The following is a 22,112-nucleotide window of genomic DNA, read 5'->3' as shown; positions in this document are numbered from 1 at the left end:
AAAAACTTTCCCGTTAGAAAATTACCTTCTTCACGCTTACATGTCCATCATGGTTCACCTTCTTGACGATATTGATACCTTTCTGAGGAGCAGAAAGACGGGAACCTGCCAAATCATAATACTCTATGCGAGAGGAGCCGGTTTCTGCTAACATGTCGGTATGGGAAATACCGGTTGTAGCACTTGTCAATACTTTTCCTTCTGCATCGTAGGTCTTAGCTGTGCTGTAGTTCTTGATGGCATGATCGAGTTCAGACATATCTACCGTAGGAAGTGAAGAAGTATAAGCCTTCCAGATTTCTACCTTACCTGCACCAGAATACTTTTCACAGATGGTAGGAACATCCACTGTCTTGTCGAGATAATGCTGGGTGTAAGAGGATGTGGTTTGAGTAGGAACCCAATCTGTCTTGGTTACAGGAAGAGACTTGCTAATCTTAGCGCCATCAATATTGGTATAACCTTCCATCAAGTTGTTACAGCCCTTGTAGATACAATCATAGCCTTCAGCCTTAGAGATATTCAAGCTACCACCTCTATCTGAGCGGATAGGCGACTTCGTATCTTCGAAATAGCAACCTTCTTCATATGCCACAGCTCCTGTACGGATATCCCAGCCATCCTCGCAACCACGCATATAGTTATTATAATAATGTACATGACCACCACGCTGGAGAGGAAGACGGGAGCCTTCGATCTGATCAAAGAAATTATGATGGAAAGAGATGGTACGGCAGTTATCATAAACATCTGAATCACCCTTACCCCACAAACAGCTCTTGTCATGATCGTGGAAATAATTATAGCTGAATGTCATCCACTGCACATTATTCTTGCAGTCGAGCAAACCATCATAGCGGTCTTTATTGGCTGCACCACCATTGAAGAATTCACAATGGTCTATCCAGATATGTCCACCCCAATTGGTCTTGGCACTTACCTTATCTGCCTGGATTCCGATGCAGTCAGGGTCGCCTACTTCTACCTGTGCTCCATTACGCCAAGCCACAATCTTATTCTCACCTGTTCTGAGCACAGGAACGCCCTTCATGGTGAAACGGCAGTTACGGATAATGATGTTATCAACCGACTGCATCACGAAGGTGATATGAGAAAAGAGAGGTGCCTCACCTGTTGTTGGGTTCACCACGCCAATCAAAGTCTTATTAGGAGCAACCATAATGCGCTCGCCATAGACAGACTCCACGCCAGACTTACCACTCTGGTCGTCAAGCAAACGACCGGTACTCAAATCATCCACATAACACTTGATACCTGTAGTAATATCATGGTCAACGATAACGATATATGGATCTGTTGCCTGGAGATAAGCCTGCAACTGAGAGAAGTTATCAGCCTTCACCACCTTGCCACCGGCACCGCCGGTAGTTCCTCCGGCACGAAACCAGTTAGTACCAGGAACGCCTTCATAGGCAGCAAAGCCATCTATAGAGAAGTCACGACCATCCTGGGTCTGTGCATTTGCCATCATAGAGAATCCACAGAAGAAAGCAGAAGCCAAGAGAGTTTTACGACAAACAGCCTTAAGCTGTGCTGAAAAAGTAGAGTTTATTTGTTTCATTATAGGATTAGTTGTTATTTAATTTATTTCTTTGAGAAAAAAGGGCTGTCCTCATCATGAAAAGACAGCCCTTAGTTTGTTTCACGTTATATTTCCTTCCCTCATTGGGAAAAACATGTTTATTATTCTGTTACAGGTACAAGTTTGATGAGAGCGATTGTAGTTGTATCACCCTTTGTAATCTTATGAGCACCTGCCTCAAGCACAACTGTTGTAGGAGCTCCTGTCTGCTTTACGCCATCTACCTTTACATTAGTTTTTGTACCAGAAGTACCATAATATACATACAGAGTCATCTTCTGAGATGTGGTGAAAGAAACTTCAGTATTAGACTCCATCTTAAGACTTGCAGAATAAGTAGTACCTTCGATAACAGTTTCTTCTGCTTTTACACTCTTAGCTGAACCTGTCAAAAGAAATGCACTATTAGAAGGAACAGCCTCTTTTCCGTTCACAGTAAAGCTGCATGTTACAGTACCCTCAATAGGAGTTACTGTGCTACCACCTTCTGTACCACCAGTAGAGCCGCCTGTGCTACCACCTTCACCAGAACCAGAACCTTCGCCAGAACCACCTGTTTCGCCACCTTCTGTAGAACCACCTTCGCCAGTTGCATTGCTCTCACCGAACACTTTAACAACACCAGAAGTATAAGCATCAAGAATGCTTGCCAAAGCAGGCAATGGCTGCTGGTGACCGTTTGTTACGACTGTCTCATCAGGAATAACGAAATCAATATCACCATGATTCAAACGACCTGCGCCATAGAAGCCTTCTACAATAGCAGGAACATCTTCTGCCTTATCTGCAGCGTATGCATACATGAGGCTTGAGTTGGTATCGAAATTGTTGTAAGAAGTACCACCTACCAAAGTCTTTACGCTTGAAGGAACCTGCTCACTTGGGGCAGAAACCTCGTAAGCATCAAAACTTGTATTATTGTTTGCGTATGTGATATAGCTGAAGTTATCAGGCTTGTTGGCAAATACATTGCCGTACGCTTTAATCAGACCACCATCCTCACCAGAGAAAGTACCATCACCCATAGCATCAGTTCCTTGCTTAGAGCTCATGATAGGACGCTTAACAGCATCAAAGTAATTAGACTCCATGAATACACTTGAACCCTTTGTTGCACCAATACCATAAACATCATTATGCTGATAGTAGTTGTTGTACATGTGAACACTCATGGTACGAACGCGAGCCATACGAGAGTCTGAATGGTCGAACCAGTTGTGATGATAAGTAATCCAGTTTTCACCAGTTTCACTCTTCATACCACACATAGAAGCCTTACCATTATCCCAGAAGCGGTTGTAAGCTACAGTAACATACTTAGAATCGCCCTTGATATCTACCGTACCGTCACCCTTAGCCTGGTCGGCAGCACTACCCTTTTTACCATAGAAGAGATCCATGTTGTGAATCCACACATTAGAGTTTTTGGTATCAAGAGACATAGCATCATCCAGGCAACGCATGATAGCAAAGTTACGGAACTCTACACTCACTGCCTCTCTAAGCAAGAAGCCGAAGCCATATACGGTAGCATCATCACCTACACCTTCGAATGTCATATTCATAGTAGCTCCCTTAACCTGCAATCCCTCTGCAGAACTTGAAATGTGATCCAAATCAGAAAGACTAACCTTACCAATGATACGGAATGCGATAGGAGTTTTATCCTTACCTTTAGAATAAGCATCAATAATAGACTGAAGACCAGTAATAGTCTCTGACTTACCTGTATTGACGGTTGTAGAAACTGTCTTAGCGGTCTTGGCTGTAATATACAGAACCTTAGCACCAGCCTTCAAAGTACCATCATTATTATAAGCACCTACACCATCATACTTGAAATGAGCAAAGCCCTCACGGTTGAAACTCTTTACTACCAAGTTAGAAGCTGTATTGGCACCAGTAATCTCTGTACCTTCAGCATTTACAGGAACAACCTTTACAGAATAAGTACCAGCCTTCAAACCGAGAACATCAGCACGATAGTAAGAAGCATACTGACGAACCAGCTGAGCATCAATCTTCTTGTCATCTACATATACATTATAAGAAGAAGCGCCCTCGAATGGAGCCCACTTCAGGTAAGCAGACTCCTGCCAGCCCTTTGCCTCAGTAATCTGAATCACACCTGCAGGATTTTCAATATCACCACTTTCGCCCTGCTCTACTTTCTTTGCGAAACTGATTTTCTGAACAGAAGCATCATACTCATCATTCTCTGAACCTGATTTAGGTGCGATGATTGCCTTATCACCTTCGAACTTCACACTTGTCAAATCTGCAGTATTATAATACTTCACATCACCCGACTTGGTGGTAACATACATCTGGTTCACCTTGCTGTTACGAGCCACGGCATGGGTAATCTTAAATGTCCCTGTCTGTGCCAAAGCTGCACTCAAGCTCATCAGGAGGAGAGCCAAAGTAAATACCATTTTCTTCATTGTTCAATCCTCCTTATTTTATTTGATGATTACTTTCTTACCATTAATAATATAAACACCCTTAGATAAACCCTGGAGGGAAGAACCTACACACTGGCCCTGAAGGTTATAAACCTTACCTTGCAATGCCTGCTTAATGCCTTCTACCTGGCTGATGCCGGTAGTTTGATAAGTGAAAGAAAGGGTTACGAGCAACATATCTGCCTGATCAGATGTATTATCTGAATACTGAAGAACGACATTGTCGCCATCGAAGGTAATCTCTGAGACAGTCTTTTCTATGACCTGACCATCAATCTTAACCGTCTGTTTGCTGCCGGCAAATACTGCCGTAGACAACATTCCAGCCAACAATAATAAATAAGCTTTTTTCATTTTAATGAATGTTTGTTAGATTAATTTTTTGGTTTGTTGTTGATTTTTACAATGCAAAAGTAGTGAAAAAATAGCTATTATAAAACATCCTGGCGCATTTTTCTTACGCAAACGTTTTCATAAGTGTAAAATGGAGTATTATAAAAAAGGGCATAAAAAAAGACTGAATCCTGTTACGAAGATTCAGTCTCATAAAGAAGTGGTACCACCAGGAATCGAACCGGGGACACAAGGATTTTCAGTCCTTTGCTCTACCAACTGAGCTATGGCACCAACTTTCACAAATCGCGATTTATCATTTGCGGGTGCAAAGGTAATACTTTTTTCTGGTTCCTGCAAATTTTTCGGGAAATTTCTTTCAAAAAAAGATAAAAAAGTCTATTTTTGTTGGTATTATCCATTATTTAATGTACCTTTGCAGCAGAAATCGGGATTTAGCGCAGTTGGTAGCGCACGTCGTTCGGGACGATGAGGTCGCTGGTTCGAGTCCAGTAATCCCGACCAAAAGCCGTCTAATGTGCCTATACACAGGGGATTTGCCTTGGTCGTGGCCAAAATGGTCGGCGAAATTTCGGTATCACAAGAACTTAAAAATCCGTAAGCCTATGAAGTTTATAAAGGATTTTTTTTATATCAATTACCATGAACGGCGAGCAGTACTCGTAATCCTGACCCTGCTCGTTGTCAGTACCACAATGATTTTCATTGTAGGTTCTAAAGAAACCATGCCATCAGAAAAACAACAAGCCCATAACGATAGTATCATCAGGCATGCCACGCGGCAACAGCCAGGCTATTATGAAGACGGACTTCAGTCGAGCGAAGTATTCGCCTTTGACCCCAATACGGCAAGCCAATCTGATTTCCAACGGCTGGGACTGGAATCATGGCAAGCCAGAAGCATCATCAAATATCGAAATAAAGGAGGTATCTTCAGGACACCTAGAGACTTTGCACGGGTTTACGGACTAACCAAGAAGCAATTCGAAAAACTGCTGCCCTTTATCAGAATTGGTAAAGACTACCAGCCGGCTGCCAACTTTTACCCAAGAGAAAGATACAACTACGGCTATCAAGAGACGGCTATAAGAACTAGAGAAGAAAGGAAGAAAGACACTATCCAATACAGTTATCCACGAAAACTGAAAGAAGGTCAGTATATCAACATCAATTCTGCTGATACGACCGAACTGCAGAAAATTCCCGGCATAGGCTCTTACTATGCCAGAAGCATCATCCGTTACAGAGAGCGGTTAGGCGGTTTTGTTTCCATGAGCCAGATACAAGAAGTGGAAGGCGTGCCCGAGACAGCCCTCCACTATATGAATATTGATGCAAAACATATCAGAAAAATGAATGTCAACCAGCTCAGTTTAACCGAATTGCGCAAACATCCTTACCTGAACTTTTACCAGGCAAAGGAAATCGTAAACTACCGCAGAACCCATGGTCCGCTGAAAAGTGCTGAAGAGCTGCGTCTACTCAAAGACTTTCCACCTGCCGAAATAGAAAGAATCAAGCCGTATCTTGCCTACTAGGAGCAAGATAGCCTGTCTGCAAGTTTGCCGGTTTTGCTAAATGACACCAAACTGGTGCAGGAAGATAAGGAAAATACAGATTGGACAGATAAAACGGATAGTGAACAGGAAAACAGGGAAGAGAGTTCCCTTCAAGGTTCCCCAGTTGGTAAACTCATCACGCACAATCTTCTTTGGCACATACCATCCCAGGAACAGACAGGTGATGAACGCTCCCAACGGCATGAGCAGCTGGGCAGTAAAGTTGTCACAATTGCTCAAGAAATCCTTGCCGAAGAAGCCCAAATCAGGTACGGCACCCTGAGAGAGCGAACAGAATACAGCTATGATGCAGCAAACGACGGTCTCGAACCAGGCTCCCTTGGCACGGCTTATCTTACCCTCCTCATAAATAAAGGCGGTACCTATCTCGTGCATCGAGATGGTAGAAGTCAGGGCTGCCAATACAAGCAAAGCATAGAACAACACCGAAATCACATAACCGACAACCGGCATGTTACCGAAAGCCTCCTGGAATACATTTGGCAAGGTAATGAAGATGAGCGAAGGACCGCTGTCTGGCTGCACACCTACCGAGAAAGCTGCAGGGAAGATCATCAAACCTGCCAATACGGCGATTACCGTATCAATGGTCACAATCTGAGTAGCAGACTTCAAGAGATTGGTCTGTCTGTTGAAGTAAGAGGCATAAGTACACAGACAAGCCGTACCCATGCTCAAAGAGAAGAACGCCTGTCCCAGCGCTTCGAGCAACACGTTTTCATCTACCTTAGAGAAATCCGGCTTCAGCAGGAACTCCACTCCCTTCATCGCTCCCGGCAGAGAGCAGGAAGCTATCACAATCACAATCAACAGGAAGAAGAGCATAGGCATCAGTATCTTGGATGCTTTCTCTATACCATTGCGCACACCGCGTACTACCACCATGTGGGTAAGCAGGATAAAACCTACTGCCCATAAGGTAGGACGGATAGGATCGGCTGAAAAGGTCTGGAAATAGGTCTTCACATACTCTGCATCGCCATGAACACCGCCCATGATACTGGCATAGAGATACTGCAGGCACCAGCCAGCCACTACGGCATAGAAACCCAGGATAATCATAGAGGTGATGATACCCATCAAGCCCAAAGCACCCCAAGCCTTATGCTTACCCAGATTGGTATAAGCACGGGCTGCATTGGATGCAGAATGACGGCCGATGATGAATTCGCTCATCATGCCAGGCAATCCGAGTAGGATGATACATACCAAATAGATGAGAATGAAGGCGGCACCACCATTCTGACCTGCCATATAAGGGAAACGCCACACATTACCCAAACCGACTGCCGAGCCGGCTGTGGCAAGAATAACGCCCAACTTACTACCAAAATTTCCTCTTGTTTCCATTATCTAAATCTTTAATGTGTAGTGTTTGTTGTTTTCCGACGAAACGGGAGATGCTACACCTTATTATATATAGTTATATCTGATTATATTATCTATCCGATTACAAATACTTTATCCGAAGACCCCAAACTGGTTCAGGAATACCAGGAAGATGAGGACAGGACAAACGAACTTAATCAGGAAAAGATAAATACCGAAGAGACGGCCCTTCAAGGTTCCCCAGTTAGTAAACTCATCCTGTACGATCTGCTTAGGTACATACCAGCCCAGGAACAGGCAGGTAAGGAATCCTGCCAGAGGTAGGAATATCTGACCCGTAACGAAGTCGAACCAATCGAACAGCGCCTTTCCGAAGAACGAAAGCTTATCTGTTGCACCCAAAGAGAGCGAACAGAAGGCTCCGATGATGGCACAGGAAACCGTAACGATGGTAGCACCCTTCTTGCGGTCTATCTTCAACTCCTCGTAGAAGAAAGAGGTATTCACCTCATGAAGTGACATCAGCGAGGTCAAGGCTGCTACCGACAGCAACACGTAGAAGAGCAGCGAGATAATCCAACCCAGTACAGGTAACGATGCAAACGCCTGATTAAAGACATTCGGCAAAGTGATAAAGATGAGCGAAGGACCACTATCCGGTGATACTCCTACTGAGAAGGCTGCAGGGAATATCATCAGACCAGCCAGTACTGCTACCAGCAAATCGATGATGGAAATCTGCAAAGCACTCTTAAAGAGATTGGTCTGACGGCTGAAGTAAGAGGCATAGGTACAGATACAGCCCATACCGATACTCATAGAATAGAACGACTGACCCAAGGCATTCAGGAACACGTTTCTGTCTACCTTTCCGAAATCAGGCTTCAACAGGAACTCCACGCCCTTACCTGCATCCGGCAACAGACAAGCTGCTACCACAATGATCAAAAGCAGGATGAACAGGAGAGGCATCATCACCTTAGAAGCCCTCTCTATACCGCCGCGCACACCATGAATAATCACGAAATGACAAATCAGGAATATCGCTACCGTCCACATAACCGGACGCACAGGATCAGAAGAAAACTCCTTGAAGTAATTCGCCACAAAGGTTGGGTCACCATGCAGTTCGCCCATGATGCTGGCATAGACATACTGCAGACACCAGCCCGAAACCACCGCATAATAGCCCGTAATCAGGAAACCGGTAAGCACTTCAAGATAGCCTACCCACTTCCAAGCAGTACCATTAGAGAGTTTGGTATAGGCACGTGCGGTATTAGAGGCACCATGACGGCCGATGATAAACTCAGAAATCATACATGGAATGCCCAACAGGAGCACACTTCCGATGTATACCAGAATAAAGGCTGCGCCACCTTCCTGACCAGCCATATAAGGGAAGCGCCATACGTTACCCAAACCTACGGCGCCACCTGCTGTAGCAAGAATCAATCCAATCTTGCTACCAAAACTTCCTCTATTTGAATCAGTCATTTCTATCTTTCTATTACTAATTTCTTATTTTTTAATTTTTCTTCGTGCAAAATTATAAAATAATTCTGAAATATATGAATTATTTGAAAGTAAAAACACAATTTTAGTAATATTTATGCAATTTAATCCGTTTTAGGACGCAGAAATGACCTTTTCGATACATTTTCTAACGATATTCAGCCGGCAAGGTATCACGCCACTTCGAGAAAGGATTGCCCAAGAGATGCGAATTGTAGAATCGCTTGTCGCCTGTTACCTCCATGCCGATGAAATCAGGTTTCTCATAGGCTTCGGTCTCGCTAGCCAACTCCACCTCTGCCATGACCAGACCTTCGTTATCGCCATAGAACTCATCTACCTCGAAGGTATGACTGCCACTTTTCACAAGATAGCGACGCTTATCGATGACGCCACCCTGACAAAGCTGCAGAAGATGCTGCGCCTCGTCCATCGTTATCTCCTTTTCAAACTCATAGCGGGTCATGCCGCCATTTACCGACTTACCCTTAATAGTAAGGTAAGCCTTCTCATCCCGTGTGCGAACCCGCACCGTAGCCCCCTCGGCAGGAATATATCCCTGCTGGATATGACTAGAAGAAAAGGCGGCGCTTTTGTAAGCGTCGCCCTTCTTAACGAGGAATTTTCTTTCTATTTCTAATCCACTCATAGTCTTATGCTAATGATGCTGCATAGATGAGAAAAAGAATACCGAGGGCTATCAAGCCACCGAATATCCACTTGATTACTTTCTCGCCTTTTGCAGCCTGTTTCTTCTGATAAGCCTCATGTTTGGCTCTTCTTAAGTCTTTATTTCCACTCATAGTCGTATGTTTTTTAGATGATTATTGTTGTTCGTCATCATTCGTAGGGAACTCCATCAGGTATGCCTTGATGAAATCATCTATCTTGCCGTCCATCACGCCATCTACATCCGATGTCTGATAGTTGGTACGGTGGTCTTTCACACGACGGTCGTCGAAGACATAACTTCTAATCTGGCTTCCCCACTCTATCTTCTTCTTACCAGCCTCAATCTTAGCCTTAGCCTCCAGACGCTTCTTCATGGCGCGGTCGTAGAGTTGGCTCTTCAAGAGCAACAGGGCTTTGGCACGGTTCTTTGGCTGGTCACGGGTCTCGGTGTTCTCGATGAGGATTTCTTCTTCCTCGCCGGTATCAGGGTCGGTATACCAATAACGCAGACGGACACCGGATTCAACCTTATTCACATTCTGACCACCGGCACCACTCGAACGGAAGGTATCCCAGGAGAGCTTGGCTGGATCAACATATACCTCGATGGTATCATCTACCAGTGGAGTTACGAAGACACTGGCGAAACTGGTCATTCGCTTGCCCTGGGCATTGAAAGGAGAAACACGCACCAGTCGGTGCACACCGTTCTCGCTCTTCAGATAGCCATAAGCGTACTCGCCGCCCTCGATGGTCATGGTCACGCTCTTGATACCAGCCTCATCACCTTCCTGCATATCGGTGATGGTTACCTTGTAGCCATGAGCCTCAGCCCAGCGCATATACATACGCATCAGCATCTGTGCCCAGTCCTGGCTTTCTGTACCACCGGCACCGGAATTAATCTTGAGCACGCAGTCCATCGGGTCTTCCTTCTGGCGAAGCATGTTCTTCAACTCCAGGTCTTCTATGGCTTTTATCGCCTTGGCATAATCGGCATCCACCTCTTCCTCTGTCACCATTTCGTCTTTATAGAAATCGAAGGCAAGCTGCAGTTCATCGGCATAAAGACGTACAGTCTTATAACCGTCGAGCCATTTCTGTATGCCTTTTACCTTCTTCATCTGCTCCTGAGCATACTTCGGGTCTTCCCAAAAGTCAGGAGCCTGGGTGCGGAGCTGCTCCTCTTCGAATTCTACTTTCTTCTGGTCTATATTGAGATAGTGATGCAGAGCGTCAGCTCTGTCCATCACATCCTTCAACTGGTCAGCTGTAATCATTAACTCTTAACTTTTAACTTTAAACTTTATGATTACTCCTCATACATCTTGTCAATCTCCGCCTTGTAGTTCTTGTTGATGATAGGGCGGCGAATCTTCAAGGTATTGGTCAACTCACCCGACTCCATAGAGAAGTGGTGAGCCAGGAGGGTAATGCGCTTAATCTGCTCATAATAAGCCAGATGCTGCTGGAGAATCTGGATACGGTCCATCAGCATCTTCTGCACCTTTTCGTTAGCACACAAATCTTCACGGCAAGTGAAGGCGATATGATGCTCACGTGCCCAGTCCTCCACGAGACGGAACTCTGGAACGACGAGGGCTGATACGAACTTGCGCTGGTCGGCAATCACAGCCACCTGATCGATAAACTTATCTACCAGGAGCAACGATTCTACCTGCTGCGGAGCGATATACTTACCATTCGATGTCTTGAACAGGTCCTTGATACGCTCGGTGAGATAAAGCTCGCCATCCTTCATGTAGCCGGCATCACCGGTATGGAAGAATCCATCCTTGTCGAATGCCTTCGCATTGGTGGTATCACGATGATAATATCCCGGAGTGATGGTAGGACCCTTGAGGAGCACCTCATTATCCTCACCTATCTTTACCTGAATGCAAGAGATAGGGCGCCCCACAGAACCCAGACTGCGTTTCTTGTCAGAATGATCGCAAGATACGGTGGCAAGACTCTCGGTCAAACCATAACCCACCACCATATTGATACCGATGGCATGTACAAATGCCTCTACTTCCGGACTTACATAAGCACCCGCTGTAGGGAAGATATTAGGTTTATCCAAGCCCAACTGCTTGCGAACCATGCTCAAAATGGTCTTGTTGATAACCTTATATTCCAACTCCAATGTCAGAGGAGGGCGCTTGCAGTTTGCCAGATATTCTATATTCCGCTTCTTTCCTACTGCCAAGGCATGGTAGAAGAGTTTCTTCTGAAGAGGACCTGCATCATCCATCTTTGCCTTTACGGCGATATACACCTTCTCCCAGAAACGTGGCACACTACACATACAGGTAGGATGCATCTCTCTCATACTCTCCTGAATTTCATGAGGATAAGTATTGATGATGAGTTCGGCACCTTCGCTCAAGCAGAGATATGCCCATCCACGCTCAAAGATATGGGTGAATGGAAGGAAATCAATGACACGGTCCTTTTCGGTAACAGGAATGCACTCATTGTTTGCCTTCAAAGCAGCATAATACTGGCTATAGGTAAGCATCACGCCCTTGCTATCTCCGGTTGTTCCACTGGTATAGAGGATATTAGCCAAGTCATCCATACTTGCCTGCTTGTAGAGTTCCTCTACCTCCGTCTGACGAGGAAGATTCTCACCCAACTTCAGGAAGTCCTTGAAATAGAGGGCAGCAGGGTCATGTGTACTGATGCGCACGCTTGAATCGAAGATGATGATACGCTCCAGAGAAGGACAGAGGGCAAAGATACGGTGAGCCTTGTCATACTGCTCCTGTTCGCCAACAAAGAGGAAGCGAATCTGCGCATCATTAATCATATATTGAATCTGCTGCTCGCTGCTGTTGGCATAGAAAGGCACAGAGGTTACTCTGATACCGTACGCACCGAAGTCGGTGTACAGATAATGCACACAGTTCTGCGAGAAGACAGCGATTTTGTCAAGAGGTTTAGCCCCAAGATTCAGGAGGGCATTGCTCACTTGTTTCACTCTTAAGGAAAAGAGGCTGAATGAAACCGATTGCCACTGGTCGCTGCCAAACTTTCTGAAAGTTAAAGCAGTTTTCTCTCCCCATTTCTTGGCGAGATCATGTACCAGTACCGAAAGATGACTATTAATCTGCATAAGCTTATATTTATATTCTGATGCAAAGATAATAGAATTTGTTAAGAACACAAAATAAAAAGATATTTTTTCCACTTTATCTGCTCTTTTTTTCGTATCTTTGCAAAAAAATCAAAGAATAGGGAGATTATGATGACACAAGAAGAATATGTAAGCGATGCCGTGGATTTGCTGAAAAAGCTTATCGCCACCCCATCTGTAAGCAGAAACGAGAAGGATGCTGCCGACATCATGGAGCAGACCATCCGCAAATATGGTTTCGAACCTCATCGTGAGGCGAACAACATCTGGATTATCGACCCTCATTACGATGAGAGCCGACCTACCCTGCTGCTCAACGCTCACATCGATACCGTGAAGCCTGTGGCTTCATGGACACGCAACCCGTTTTCACCGGATATAGAAGAGGGTGTACTTTACGGCTTGGGCAGCAACGATTGCGGCGGTGGACTCTGTTCGCTCCTCCAGATATTCAGAATGCTGACCGCAAAGCCTCAGCAGTATAATCTCATCTATCTGGCATCTGCCGAAGAAGAGGTTTCGGGAAAGGATGGCATTACCCGTGCCCTGCCTTTGCTTCCGCATATCGACCTTGCCATCGTAGGTGAACCTACCGGCATGAACCCGGCTGTTGCCGAAAAGGGACTGATGGTGCTGGATGTGATTGCTCACGGAAAGAGCGGTCATGCTGCCCGCAACGAGGGAGTAAACGCTATCTACGAGGCATTGGATGATATGCGATGGATTCGTGACTATAAGTTTGAGAAGGTAAGCGAGTTCCTGGGACCTACCAAGATGACGCTTACCGTAGTGAATGCCGGAACCCAGCACAATGTGATTCCGGATAAGTGTACGATGCTTGTGGATATCCGCACCAACGAGTTCTATGACAACGAGGAGGTTTACAAGTTTATCTGCCAGCACCTGAAGAGCGAGGTGAAGGCGCACAGTTTCCGTCTGAAGTCATCCCGCATCGACCCGGCGCATCCTCTTATCAGGAAATGTGTAGCCATGGGCATGAAGCCATTCGGCAGTCCTACCCTCAGCGACCAGGCTCTGATGCACTTCCCTTCGTTCAAACTGGGTCCGGGCGAATCCTCCCGCTCCCATTCAGCCGATGAATTTATCAAAATAAGCGAGATTTCGGATGCTGTAGCTAAATACCGGAAACTCTTGGATGGAGCCAGCATCTGAAAGAGACATTCGTAATCTACATCTCCACTTTCAGCAGCTTTATCTCCTCTGCCGTCAGCCCCGTCATATCCATGATAGACGCTTCATCCATACCCTTTGCCAGCATCTTCCTGGCAATTTCAAGGCTTCGCTGGTTCATGCCTTCTTCTATGCCTTCAGCTCTACCTTTCTCCATGCCTTTCTCCATGCCTTTTTCCATACCTTCTTCCATTCCTTTCTGGTATCTGTCATCCAGAAGGGTTCTTTCAACACTTACCGAATCCCAGAATTTATCATAGGCTCTGAGTTCGGCATCAGTAAAACCGGAAACTTCAAGATCTTCTACGGCTTTTCCAATCTCTGGGTCATTGAGCAGGTCGGCAGGAATATCCTTCGTATTGGAATTTATTTCTGTCAGGAAACGGAGCCACAAGACCATCATGCGCTTATCGGCAATGGAATGTGGAGTGAACTTAGGGAGTTCAATGAAGGTAAAATGCAAGCCTTCGATGATCTTATTGCTGTCCTTATCGTGCACGATGCGGTAGTTGTGGATGAAATCTGGAGTATCATGCGCAAAGATATCATTTATCAGGTTGAGAGAATACACTGGTTGCAGTTCGCTGTATTTTCCTCCCTTTTTTGCCTGACTCACATAGAGTTTGGATGCATTGAACAGTACGCGCTGCTGGAAAGCGTCGGACCATTCCATCTGCATTTCCACGCAGAACTTCCTGCCTCTGACATCGGTGCAGAGTACATCCACTATGGTGTTCTTGCCCCCTTCGAGCTGAGGCACAAGTTCTGTAGGCAGATACTTGATTTTGCGTATCTGCTCCTCGTCGCTGAGTGGCAGGAGGGCGTTCAGAAGGCTGATCAGTCTTTTAGGATGATTGCCGAATATCTTCTTGAACGTAAGGTCTGCCTTAGGATCTAAGTACTTCATAACCATCTGTTTTAAAATTCTATAGCGCAAAGTTACGGTTTTATTTTCATATCTGCAAGAGTTTTCTAGGATTTTTAAAGGTAAAAAAGTAAAAAGGTAAAAAAGTAAAGATTTTGCTATCCCCAATACTATCTGATAACTTTTTCTAAAACTTTTCGACCTGTACGGTTGAAATTACCCACACGCCCTGGGCTAGGAGCTTACTTGCGAAACTTGAATGCATACTTTTGCACGCAAGCGTATGCTGCAGATTATTCAAGTGGTTCAGTCAGCTTATTCAAGTGGCTCAATCAGACTACTCAAGTGGCTCAATCAGCGAGTACAGCCGTCTGCGTAACCCAGTTCAGTCGAATCCTTAACCCAACGCAGCCATATCCTTAACCCAGTTCAGCCACATCAGTTGGTAAACGGAAGTACATCGTTTGTTTACCTCATTTGAGTGCTCAATGACTACCAGGGAGAATTAGCCTTTCTGAGGGTACCATCAGGGACAATAACAGGTACCATCAGAGACAATCATGAGTTTTCTGATATGCCCGAATGACTACCAGGGAGAATCTTAAATATATATTACTGAATATCAGACAGTTAGGTACAGTTTTTTCTTCCCTATACTATACCAAGTATATTATATATATACATTTACATCTTTTACACTATACGTAATACGGGAGGAAAAAGATTTTTTTTTCAACAAATCAGCTTTTAAAATGCATTTTTTCTCTTCAAAAATTTGCATAAGTCTGAAATAAATATTACTTTTGCAACATGAAAGCGCGGAGAATGCGATTCTCCTCCCGATGAAGGACACCGGGAAATGCTTTCGGTTAAGGATTAGAACATAGCTCATTGAGTAGGATTCAGCCCCAAAAGGTGAGTGATCAAACTGTAATCCTTACAGGGCATTCTATGCCTGATAAATTTGATGAAAATTTATCGGCATGGATGCAGAGTAAGGACATAAGTTTGACAGCAAGAGAAAAGGCTGAAACTCCTTCCATCACGGATTGAGAATTTTTATCTTGTTATGTTTTCCTTACTCCAATTCCATGCCGGTTTTCAATAAACAACAACAAGACTTGCCCCAATCGGTAGGCCATTAACAATTTTAAAAGAAACCTACAATGGAACAATTTAATCAACAGCATCCGGGCGGGCAGCAGGCCTTCCCTCAGACAAACCAACAAGAGAAACAACTGATAGCCATCCTTGGCGTACAGGGATTGTCTTACCAGAACTATTCTGTGCTAGAACTCAAAATCGTTCTGCAGATTATCAAGCATGCCCAGAAAGCCATCTTGGGCTATGTTATCCCTTATCAGGTAACTTCACAGACTTTTAATGGCTTCACCGCAGAACAGAGAGCTGCAGACCACACCGATGTCATCATGAAACTGTCGGAGTTTCCTTATGGTGCTCATCATTATCCGCAATTGCGCGATGCCATCAAGCGTATAGAATCCCAGCCCATCCTGCTGCCGTTTAAGCTGGAAAAACAGACATTATACCGGAAATTTGCATGCCTGTTTAAGAGTGAGATATACCAAGACCGGCACAAGAACTGGATGGTAAAATTCCGCTTCGACAACAACGTGATACGGTTTTTCTACAGTTTCGACAAGGGAGTCAGCCGTATCGACCTCAATGCCATCAACCAATGCCGCAGCGCATCGAGCATCAAGTTATATATCATCATGAATTGCTGGGGTGCAAAGGGATTCACCATCTGCAAAACGGCGCATATCCAGCAACTGATGCATGGCAGGGAAGATTACTACAAGACCTGGTCGGCACTGGACAACAAATGTCTGACTTTTGCCTGCAAAGACCTCAAGCGCCTTTACCAGAACCACATCATCGACCAGTATCTTACCTATAAGCCTTTCTTTCTGGAGGAGGGTAAAAAAGAGAAGCATCACCTGCCCGAACACATCACCTTTACCCTGCACGACCGTCGCACTTCTGGCGAAACTGCGGAGGGTGCAGAAGTGAGCAGCGAACTGAGAGGACAGCGGAGCAAACTGAAACTCCGGCTGCAATACAATTATGATGTGAGCGAGAAGAAGGCTGACCAGCTGAGCGGCTATCTCAGGTTAGATATGATTGGCGACCTGGAGGACTTCTTCATGCGAAAGGATTATTACATAGCCAACTGCAGGCGTTCGAACAAGAAGATGAACATGGGTGGCTATATGACCACAGCGATGATAGGTTTCTTTAAGGATCATGGTGTAGAAGGATTGTAAAAAATATAAAGCTTATGAATTATCCCCAACGTATGTACAGCAAGACCGAGCTGGGTCTGCTCTACTTTCCCGACACAACCGACGGGGCAACAGCGCGCCGTCATATCATGGGATGGATTAAGCGTTGTGAGCCCCTCTGGAACGAGCTGCAGCGCTTAGGCTACCAGGAGCATAGCCAGTATTTCCCTCCCCGCCAGGTATTCACCATCTTCGAATACCTGGGCGAGCCGGGGGCATAAAGAAAAAAGGGTGTGTCATAAGTCCAGATAATGGCAGCAAGATGCCCTGAACCAACGGTCACCGGCCGAAGGGAAAGGTAAAGGGCAAAAGCTCCTAGCCCAGGGCGCTGCCCTGGGCTAGGAGCTTCTGCCCTTTCAGGGCGTGTGGGGCAACTATTCATACATTATCGGCTCATTCATACATTATCGGCTCATTCATACATTATCTGCTCAGCCAAGCCTCCGGATTGAGTTTGGCAGTCTCCTTGCGAAGCTGGAACTGGAGGATGTTATCAGAGCCAACACTACCCAAAGCCTGACGGGTACTTACCTTCTGACCTTTATGAACGCTGACCGATTTCAGATTACAGTAAACAGAGATGTAGGCACCATGACGGACCAGCACGTTCCACATGCCACCATAACCGAAGACGGCACTCACCTCACCATCGTAGATGCTGCGAGCCACACAACCCGGCTTGCCCTGGATATTGATACCCTTATTGTCGAGCGTTACACCCTTCAAACCTTCTACATGATACTGACCGAAATGACTCACCACACGGTAACTGCCGCTGATAGGCATCGGCAATCGGCCACGGTTAGCCTCGAATCCACCGCTCAGCATGCGGTCTACCGAACTCAAGGTAGAAGCCTCCTGTGCCTCCTTCCTGGCAGCGGTAATCTCACGGGTACTGCGTTCCGCATCCATCTTCGCCTTCAACTCGGCAGCCCGTCTTTCAGCCTCCGCCTTTCTTGCAGCCTGTTCGGCAGCAGCCTCACGGGCAGCCTGTTCGGCGGCGGCACGCTTGGCAGCCTCGGCAGCAGCACGCGCCCTAGCCTGCGCTTTTGCCTTCGCCTTAGCCTCAGCCTGGGCAGCAGCCTCCTCCTGAGCCTTTCTTGCAGCCTCGGCAGCCAGTCTTGCTTCTTCGGCAGCCTTTCTGCGGGCAGCTTCGGCAGCAGCCTCACGCGCCTTGGCTTCGGCTATACGACGGGCATTCTCCCTGGCAGCAGCCTCGGCAGCAGCTTTCTTGCGAGCCAGTTCCTCGGCACGCTTCTTGGCGGCAGCAGCGGCAGCAGCCTTTCGCTTAGCCTCGGCAGCAGCACGGGCTCTCGCCTTGGCAACTTCCCGAGCAATCAGACGGTCAATCTGTGCATTGATTGCCGCATCTTTCTGACGCTGGTCGGCAATCACAGCCTGAATGGTCTTCTGCTGTTTCTGCAGTCCCTGCACCATTTCCTGCTGCTGGGTCTGCTTACCTTCCAATGCCGTCTTCTCCTGCTTACCCTTATATAATAAGGTGTTCTTATGTCCCTTTACATGCTGCAACTGCTGGTGCTTCTCGTTCACCTGCTTCTGCTTAGCCTTTACAGCCTCGCCCTGCACCTTCTGATAGGAAGAATACTGGCGGATGAAGGAAAGGCGGCGATACATCTGTGTCAGATTCTTGGCACTGAAGATGAACATCAGCTTGTCCTGAACCGTATGATGACGGCTCATATAGCGCATGGAACGGATATACTTGTTCTTGCGATCCTGCAACTGTTGCTGAAGCGTTTTCAACTGTGCCTGCAGAATGCCGATATTGCCGTCAATATGATGGATATCCTTCTGGATACCGTCAATCTTCTTCTGACGCTGGTCTATTTCTCCGTTCAGCGCCATCAGGTCTTCAAGACGTTTCTTCACATCCGCCTTATTTCTCTGCAAAGCCTGCTCCTGTTCTCTGATCTTCTTCCGGATAGAAGCGCGCTGTCCCTGCAAACCTCGGATAGAGGCATTACTATAGGTTGCCGCCTTGCGTTCTGCTCTGGTTGACGCAGCTGATTTGGATGTTTTTTTGGACACATGCCTTCTGCTGTTCTTCTTTCTGGCAGGAGTAGCAGCCTTCTTTTTCGCAGTTACGGCAGTCTTCCTCACCGGCTTCTTCTGGGCAGTATGGTTCTGCGCAAAAGGTGCGAGCGAGAAGGTGATTGCCATGATGAATAATAAGATTCGCTTCATTTCTTATATTAAAAACCCATGTTCTATAATTTCAAACTCTTGATGAGTATTTACATACTCAATATCTTGCTGAGCACATCAGTTGGAGAAATCTGCTTGTATTTGCCCGAAATCTCGGTCTGAGTGCTCCATTTGCTGTCGGTCTTCACCTGATTCAATTCCAGATTGATTTTAGCCTCCTGCTTTTTCCTGGTAGCAGTAGTGGTCATCGACAGATTCAGGGAGGCAGGGAACATCTTGACGCCTACACTCTTGAAGTTGCCGTAGTCGACGTGGAGATTGGAGGTGCCGTTCTGCGTACTCTTATAGACAACATCTGCTGCTGTGATACGGCCGGTAGTGCGGTTGGCTGTCCAGGCATAGGTCATATTGCCGTTCCTGTAACTTACCGGCACAGCATCTCCTGCCACATCCAGTCTGGCATCAAACTTCTTCAGGTCTGATTCCTTCACGGTCCTTTCGCCCGGCAGGAGCAGCTGGTTCCAGAAGAGAGCCTGCAGAGAATAGAAGGAGATGCCCTGCTTCTTGAGGAAGTCTACCTGGGTATAATCTGCCTTGATATATTCCTTGTGCAGACGGTCGATGATAAGTACATGGTCGGGAGTAAACTCCAGACGGCCCACCTCTGTACCTAAGATAGGAATAAAGAGCTGGATGCGGATGATTTCATCCTTACGCATGCTCAGTTTGCCCGGCACGGTAATATCCTTATCACCAGCCTGGAGAGTAAACGACATGTTGCCTACAATATTCTTGGTATACACCTGATTGTCTGAAACCTTCTGTACGAAAGCCAACTTCTTGAGCGTCTCACTCTGACGAGAGTCAGAACCCTTGGTGGCATTCTCTTTCTGATGACTGGCTGATGTGGAGCCAGAGCCCTGTACATTCTTGCTGGTTCCGCAAGAACCGAGGAGCAGGATGCTGCAGGCTGCGGCAAGCAGCATCATCTTATTCTTCTTCATTATATATTTCATCTTTCCTGATTTTTCTACTTTCCGTTTATTTCTTCTTACCTTTTCTAACTGACTTTTTCGTAGCGGCAGGTTTCTGCTTTGGCGCATTACGCTTCTTCAGTTCTTCTTCGGTAATATATTGTCTGTTCTTAATCTTCCATGCCAACACCTCAGTCTGGTTCTCGCCGGTATAGGCTTTCTTCCAGAAATCTACGGATTCATCGGCCATACCGTTCATATAATAGATATCGCCGGCATGTTCCAGAACCGTACTGTTATCTGCGGTGGAATCGCGGTTTTTGAGTGCCTGATCTATATAGGTCTTGGCATCAGCATAGCGTTCTTCCATAAAGAGAATCCAAGCATAGGTATCCAGATAAGTACCGTTGTTCGGCTCTGCCTTGATGGTCTTGTAGCTCATCGACTCAGCCTTATGCAGGTCAACGCCCTTCTCGCTCAGATAGTAGGCATAGTTGTTCAGCGCCATCACGTTATCATCTTTCCATTGCAGGCAGGAGTCGTAAGCCGCAAAGGCTTCCTGCTCTTCACCTTTCTTATGAAGGATATCGCCGGTTACGGCATAGAGGTCAGAAACCAGGTTAGCCGGCGACTGTGCATTCACCTGCGCCAATCCGAGACGGAACTCACGGAGCGCCTCGTCTTCCTTATCTTTCTGATAATACGCCATTCCACCGAAGTAATAGAACACCATTTCTTCGGGATTATACTCCTGAGCCGCCTTACATTGCTGGGAAACCAGGTCATATTTCTTCTCGTTCCAGAGCATCTGTACGAGTTGCATTCTGGCATTCACGTTATCCGGAGCTATGGTAAGCACCTTTTCGAAGGCACGGCAAACAGAGTCGGCCGGCATCTTCTTCAAACTCATATAAGCAGCTCTCATCTCTGCCACTTCGGCTGACGGATGAGCCACGTTGAGCGCCTTGTCAAACAGCGCAATCACCTTGGTAGAATCGCCCCCTTCGCTCTCGTTCTTCTGAATGAAAGAGCGGTACATCATCACCTTGGTCTCCAGATCCGATTTCGGACTCATCAATATCTTATCGAGCATCTGCTCGGCAAGCTGCTCCTGATGGGTGGCATTATAATAGTCGTAAAGCGACATCTGGGCATAGGAATTGTCAGGCTCTTCCTTCAGCACATCGGTAAAGCACTTGTAAGCTTCCTTCTGGCGGTCGTGCTGTACGAGCCAGTTGCCCAGCATTGTCTTGTACTGCATATCCAGCGGATGCTGGTCTACCAGCGACTTCAGTTCCTGATAGGCAGCCTTCTTGTCGTTCATCAGTTCATAAACTCTCATTTTAGAGAGGGTGAACTGTTCGCTTTCACCTTCTTCCACCTCAAGACGCGAAATGGTTTTGAGTACTGATTTATAATCTTTATTCTGGGAATAAAGCTGAACCAGGATGCGGAGGGCATCGGTATTATCGTGGTTTTTGGCATACAGATCCTCATAGGCATTGATGGCAAGATCGTATTTCTGGCTACCTATATAATATCTGCCCAACTGCTCTGCATAGGTCTGATTTTCCGGATTCAGTTCTATCGCCTTCTGCATATAGGCAAGTGCCAGGGAATCCTGCTTGAGCTGAGAATAGAAAAGCGACTCATAGAAATAGGTTTCAGCCGCCTTCGGGTCAATCTTCCGGGCATGCTCAAAGAGGTCGAAAGCTGCCGAATAATTGCCGGCAGCCTGCTGGCGCGCTCCCTCCAGGAAGAAATAGTTGTAGCGCTGGCGGTCGTTTGGAGAGAGATGATCCTCCTGAACCGCCGGCTTCTGAACCGGCTGCACCTTCTTCTTACGGGCAAGCGACGGCATGGCTACCGAACCCAGCAAGACCAGCCCCATTGCCCAACTGATATTTCTAAGATTCATCTTCACGATTCTAATCCTTTCTATTCTATCTT

17 protein-coding genes and 2 tRNA genes are annotated in these 22,112 nt (G+C 46.3%); 5 read left to right on the top strand and 14 right to left on the bottom strand.

Annotated features, from left to right (window positions below; translation table 11 throughout):
* Positions 1-13 precede the first annotated feature (13 nt).
* The 4 genes from KUA48_RS10120 to KUA48_RS10105 form a co-directional block, all read right to left on the bottom strand.
* Positions 14-1,582 (bottom strand): polysaccharide lyase family 1 protein, encoded by a 1,569-nt coding sequence (locus KUA48_RS10120; RefSeq protein WP_218431880.1) that lies wholly within the window; start codon positions 1,580-1,582, stop codon positions 14-16.
* Between the two features lie 122 nt (positions 1,583-1,704).
* The gene (locus KUA48_RS10115) at positions 1,705-4,047 is read right to left on the bottom strand and encodes a pectate lyase (RefSeq protein ID WP_218431881.1); all 2,343 of its coding nucleotides are present in this window, start codon (positions 4,045-4,047) and stop codon (positions 1,705-1,707) included.
* Positions 4,048-4,065: 18 nt separating this feature from the next.
* Positions 4,066-4,422, bottom strand: coding sequence for a subtilase (locus KUA48_RS10110; protein WP_218431883.1), 357 nt, complete (start codon positions 4,420-4,422; stop codon positions 4,066-4,068).
* Between the two features lie 200 nt (positions 4,423-4,622).
* Positions 4,623-4,695, bottom strand: a tRNA-Phe gene (locus tag KUA48_RS10105).
* A gap of 155 nt (positions 4,696-4,850) precedes the next feature.
* Between KUA48_RS10105 and KUA48_RS10100 the strand changes: the two genes are divergently transcribed.
* A tRNA-Pro gene (locus KUA48_RS10100) sits at positions 4,851-4,926 on the top strand.
* 101 nt (positions 4,927-5,027) lie between these two features.
* On the top strand, positions 5,028-5,960 hold the full coding sequence (locus KUA48_RS10095) for a helix-hairpin-helix domain-containing protein (protein WP_369503222.1): 933 nt from the start codon (positions 5,028-5,030) through the stop codon (positions 5,958-5,960).
* Between the two features lie 36 nt (positions 5,961-5,996).
* Here KUA48_RS10095 and KUA48_RS10090 read toward each other — a convergent pair whose 3' ends face one another.
* The 6 genes from KUA48_RS10090 to KUA48_RS10065 form a co-directional block, all read right to left on the bottom strand.
* Positions 5,997-7,352, bottom strand: a complete 1,356-nt coding sequence (locus KUA48_RS10090) for a sodium-dependent transporter (RefSeq protein ID WP_153072531.1) — start codon at positions 7,350-7,352, stop codon at positions 5,997-5,999.
* A gap of 111 nt (positions 7,353-7,463) precedes the next feature.
* Entirely contained in the window at positions 7,464-8,828 is a 1,365-nt protein-coding gene (locus tag KUA48_RS10085) for a sodium-dependent transporter (RefSeq protein WP_022120223.1), read from the bottom strand.
* A gap of 166 nt (positions 8,829-8,994) precedes the next feature.
* Entirely contained in the window at positions 8,995-9,495 is a 501-nt protein-coding gene (locus tag KUA48_RS10080; protein ID WP_006847608.1) for a CYTH domain-containing protein, read from the bottom strand.
* 4 nt (positions 9,496-9,499) lie between these two features.
* Positions 9,500-9,649 carry a hypothetical protein gene (locus KUA48_RS10075; protein ID WP_194252742.1) on the bottom strand — a complete coding sequence of 50 codons (150 nt, stop codon included), beginning with the start codon at positions 9,647-9,649 and terminating at the stop codon, positions 9,500-9,502.
* 21 nt (positions 9,650-9,670) lie between these two features.
* Entirely contained in the window at positions 9,671-10,798 is a 1,128-nt protein-coding gene (gene prfB / locus KUA48_RS10070) for a peptide chain release factor 2 (protein ID WP_022120221.1), read from the bottom strand.
* Positions 10,799-10,830: 32 nt separating this feature from the next.
* Complete coding sequence (locus tag KUA48_RS10065) at positions 10,831-12,639, bottom strand: long-chain fatty acid--CoA ligase (protein ID WP_218431887.1); 1,809 nt, start codon at positions 12,637-12,639, stop codon at positions 10,831-10,833.
* A gap of 129 nt (positions 12,640-12,768) precedes the next feature.
* Between KUA48_RS10065 and KUA48_RS10060 the strand changes: the two genes are divergently transcribed.
* Positions 12,769-13,833, top strand: coding sequence for a M20 family metallo-hydrolase (locus KUA48_RS10060; RefSeq protein WP_153072533.1), 1,065 nt, complete (start codon positions 12,769-12,771; stop codon positions 13,831-13,833).
* A 16-nt stretch (positions 13,834-13,849) separates the two neighbouring features.
* Here the strand turns inward: KUA48_RS10060 and KUA48_RS10055 are convergent, their stop codons facing one another.
* Entirely contained in the window at positions 13,850-14,764 is a 915-nt protein-coding gene (locus tag KUA48_RS10055; RefSeq protein WP_228273492.1) for an Rpn family recombination-promoting nuclease/putative transposase, read from the bottom strand.
* A gap of 1,118 nt (positions 14,765-15,882) precedes the next feature.
* On the opposite strand from KUA48_RS10055, the gene KUA48_RS10050 reads away from it, so the two are divergent.
* Positions 15,883-17,004, top strand: coding sequence for a replication initiation protein (locus tag KUA48_RS10050; RefSeq protein ID WP_153072535.1), 1,122 nt, complete (start codon positions 15,883-15,885; stop codon positions 17,002-17,004).
* A gap of 14 nt (positions 17,005-17,018) precedes the next feature.
* A complete protein-coding gene (locus KUA48_RS10045; protein ID WP_119238599.1) occupies positions 17,019-17,243 on the top strand; it encodes a DUF4248 domain-containing protein in 225 nt (74 codons plus the stop codon).
* A 202-nt stretch (positions 17,244-17,445) separates the two neighbouring features.
* Here KUA48_RS10045 and KUA48_RS10040 read toward each other — a convergent pair whose 3' ends face one another.
* Genes KUA48_RS10040 through KUA48_RS10030 form a run of 3 tightly spaced genes read right to left on the bottom strand, consistent with a single transcriptional unit; the run spans position 17,446 to position 22,080 of the window.
* Positions 17,446-19,227: a murein hydrolase activator EnvC gene (locus KUA48_RS10040; RefSeq protein ID WP_218431889.1), complete on the bottom strand. Its 1,782-nt coding sequence runs from the start codon at positions 19,225-19,227 to the stop codon at positions 17,446-17,448.
* 50 nt (positions 19,228-19,277) lie between these two features.
* Positions 19,278-20,192, bottom strand: a complete 915-nt coding sequence (locus KUA48_RS10035; RefSeq protein ID WP_228112436.1) for a DUF4292 domain-containing protein — start codon at positions 20,190-20,192, stop codon at positions 19,278-19,280.
* Positions 20,193-20,229: 37 nt separating this feature from the next.
* Positions 20,230-22,080 carry a tetratricopeptide repeat protein gene (locus KUA48_RS10030; protein ID WP_218431891.1) on the bottom strand — a complete coding sequence of 617 codons (1,851 nt, stop codon included), beginning with the start codon at positions 22,078-22,080 and terminating at the stop codon, positions 20,230-20,232.
* Positions 22,081-22,112 lie beyond the last annotated feature (32 nt).

The organism is Segatella copri, assembly GCF_019249795.2.
GTDB classification, from domain to species: domain Bacteria; phylum Bacteroidota; class Bacteroidia; order Bacteroidales; family Bacteroidaceae; genus Prevotella; species Prevotella copri_B.
Note: the sequence above shows the minus strand (reverse complement) of the source record. Positions and strands in the feature narration are given on the sequence as shown.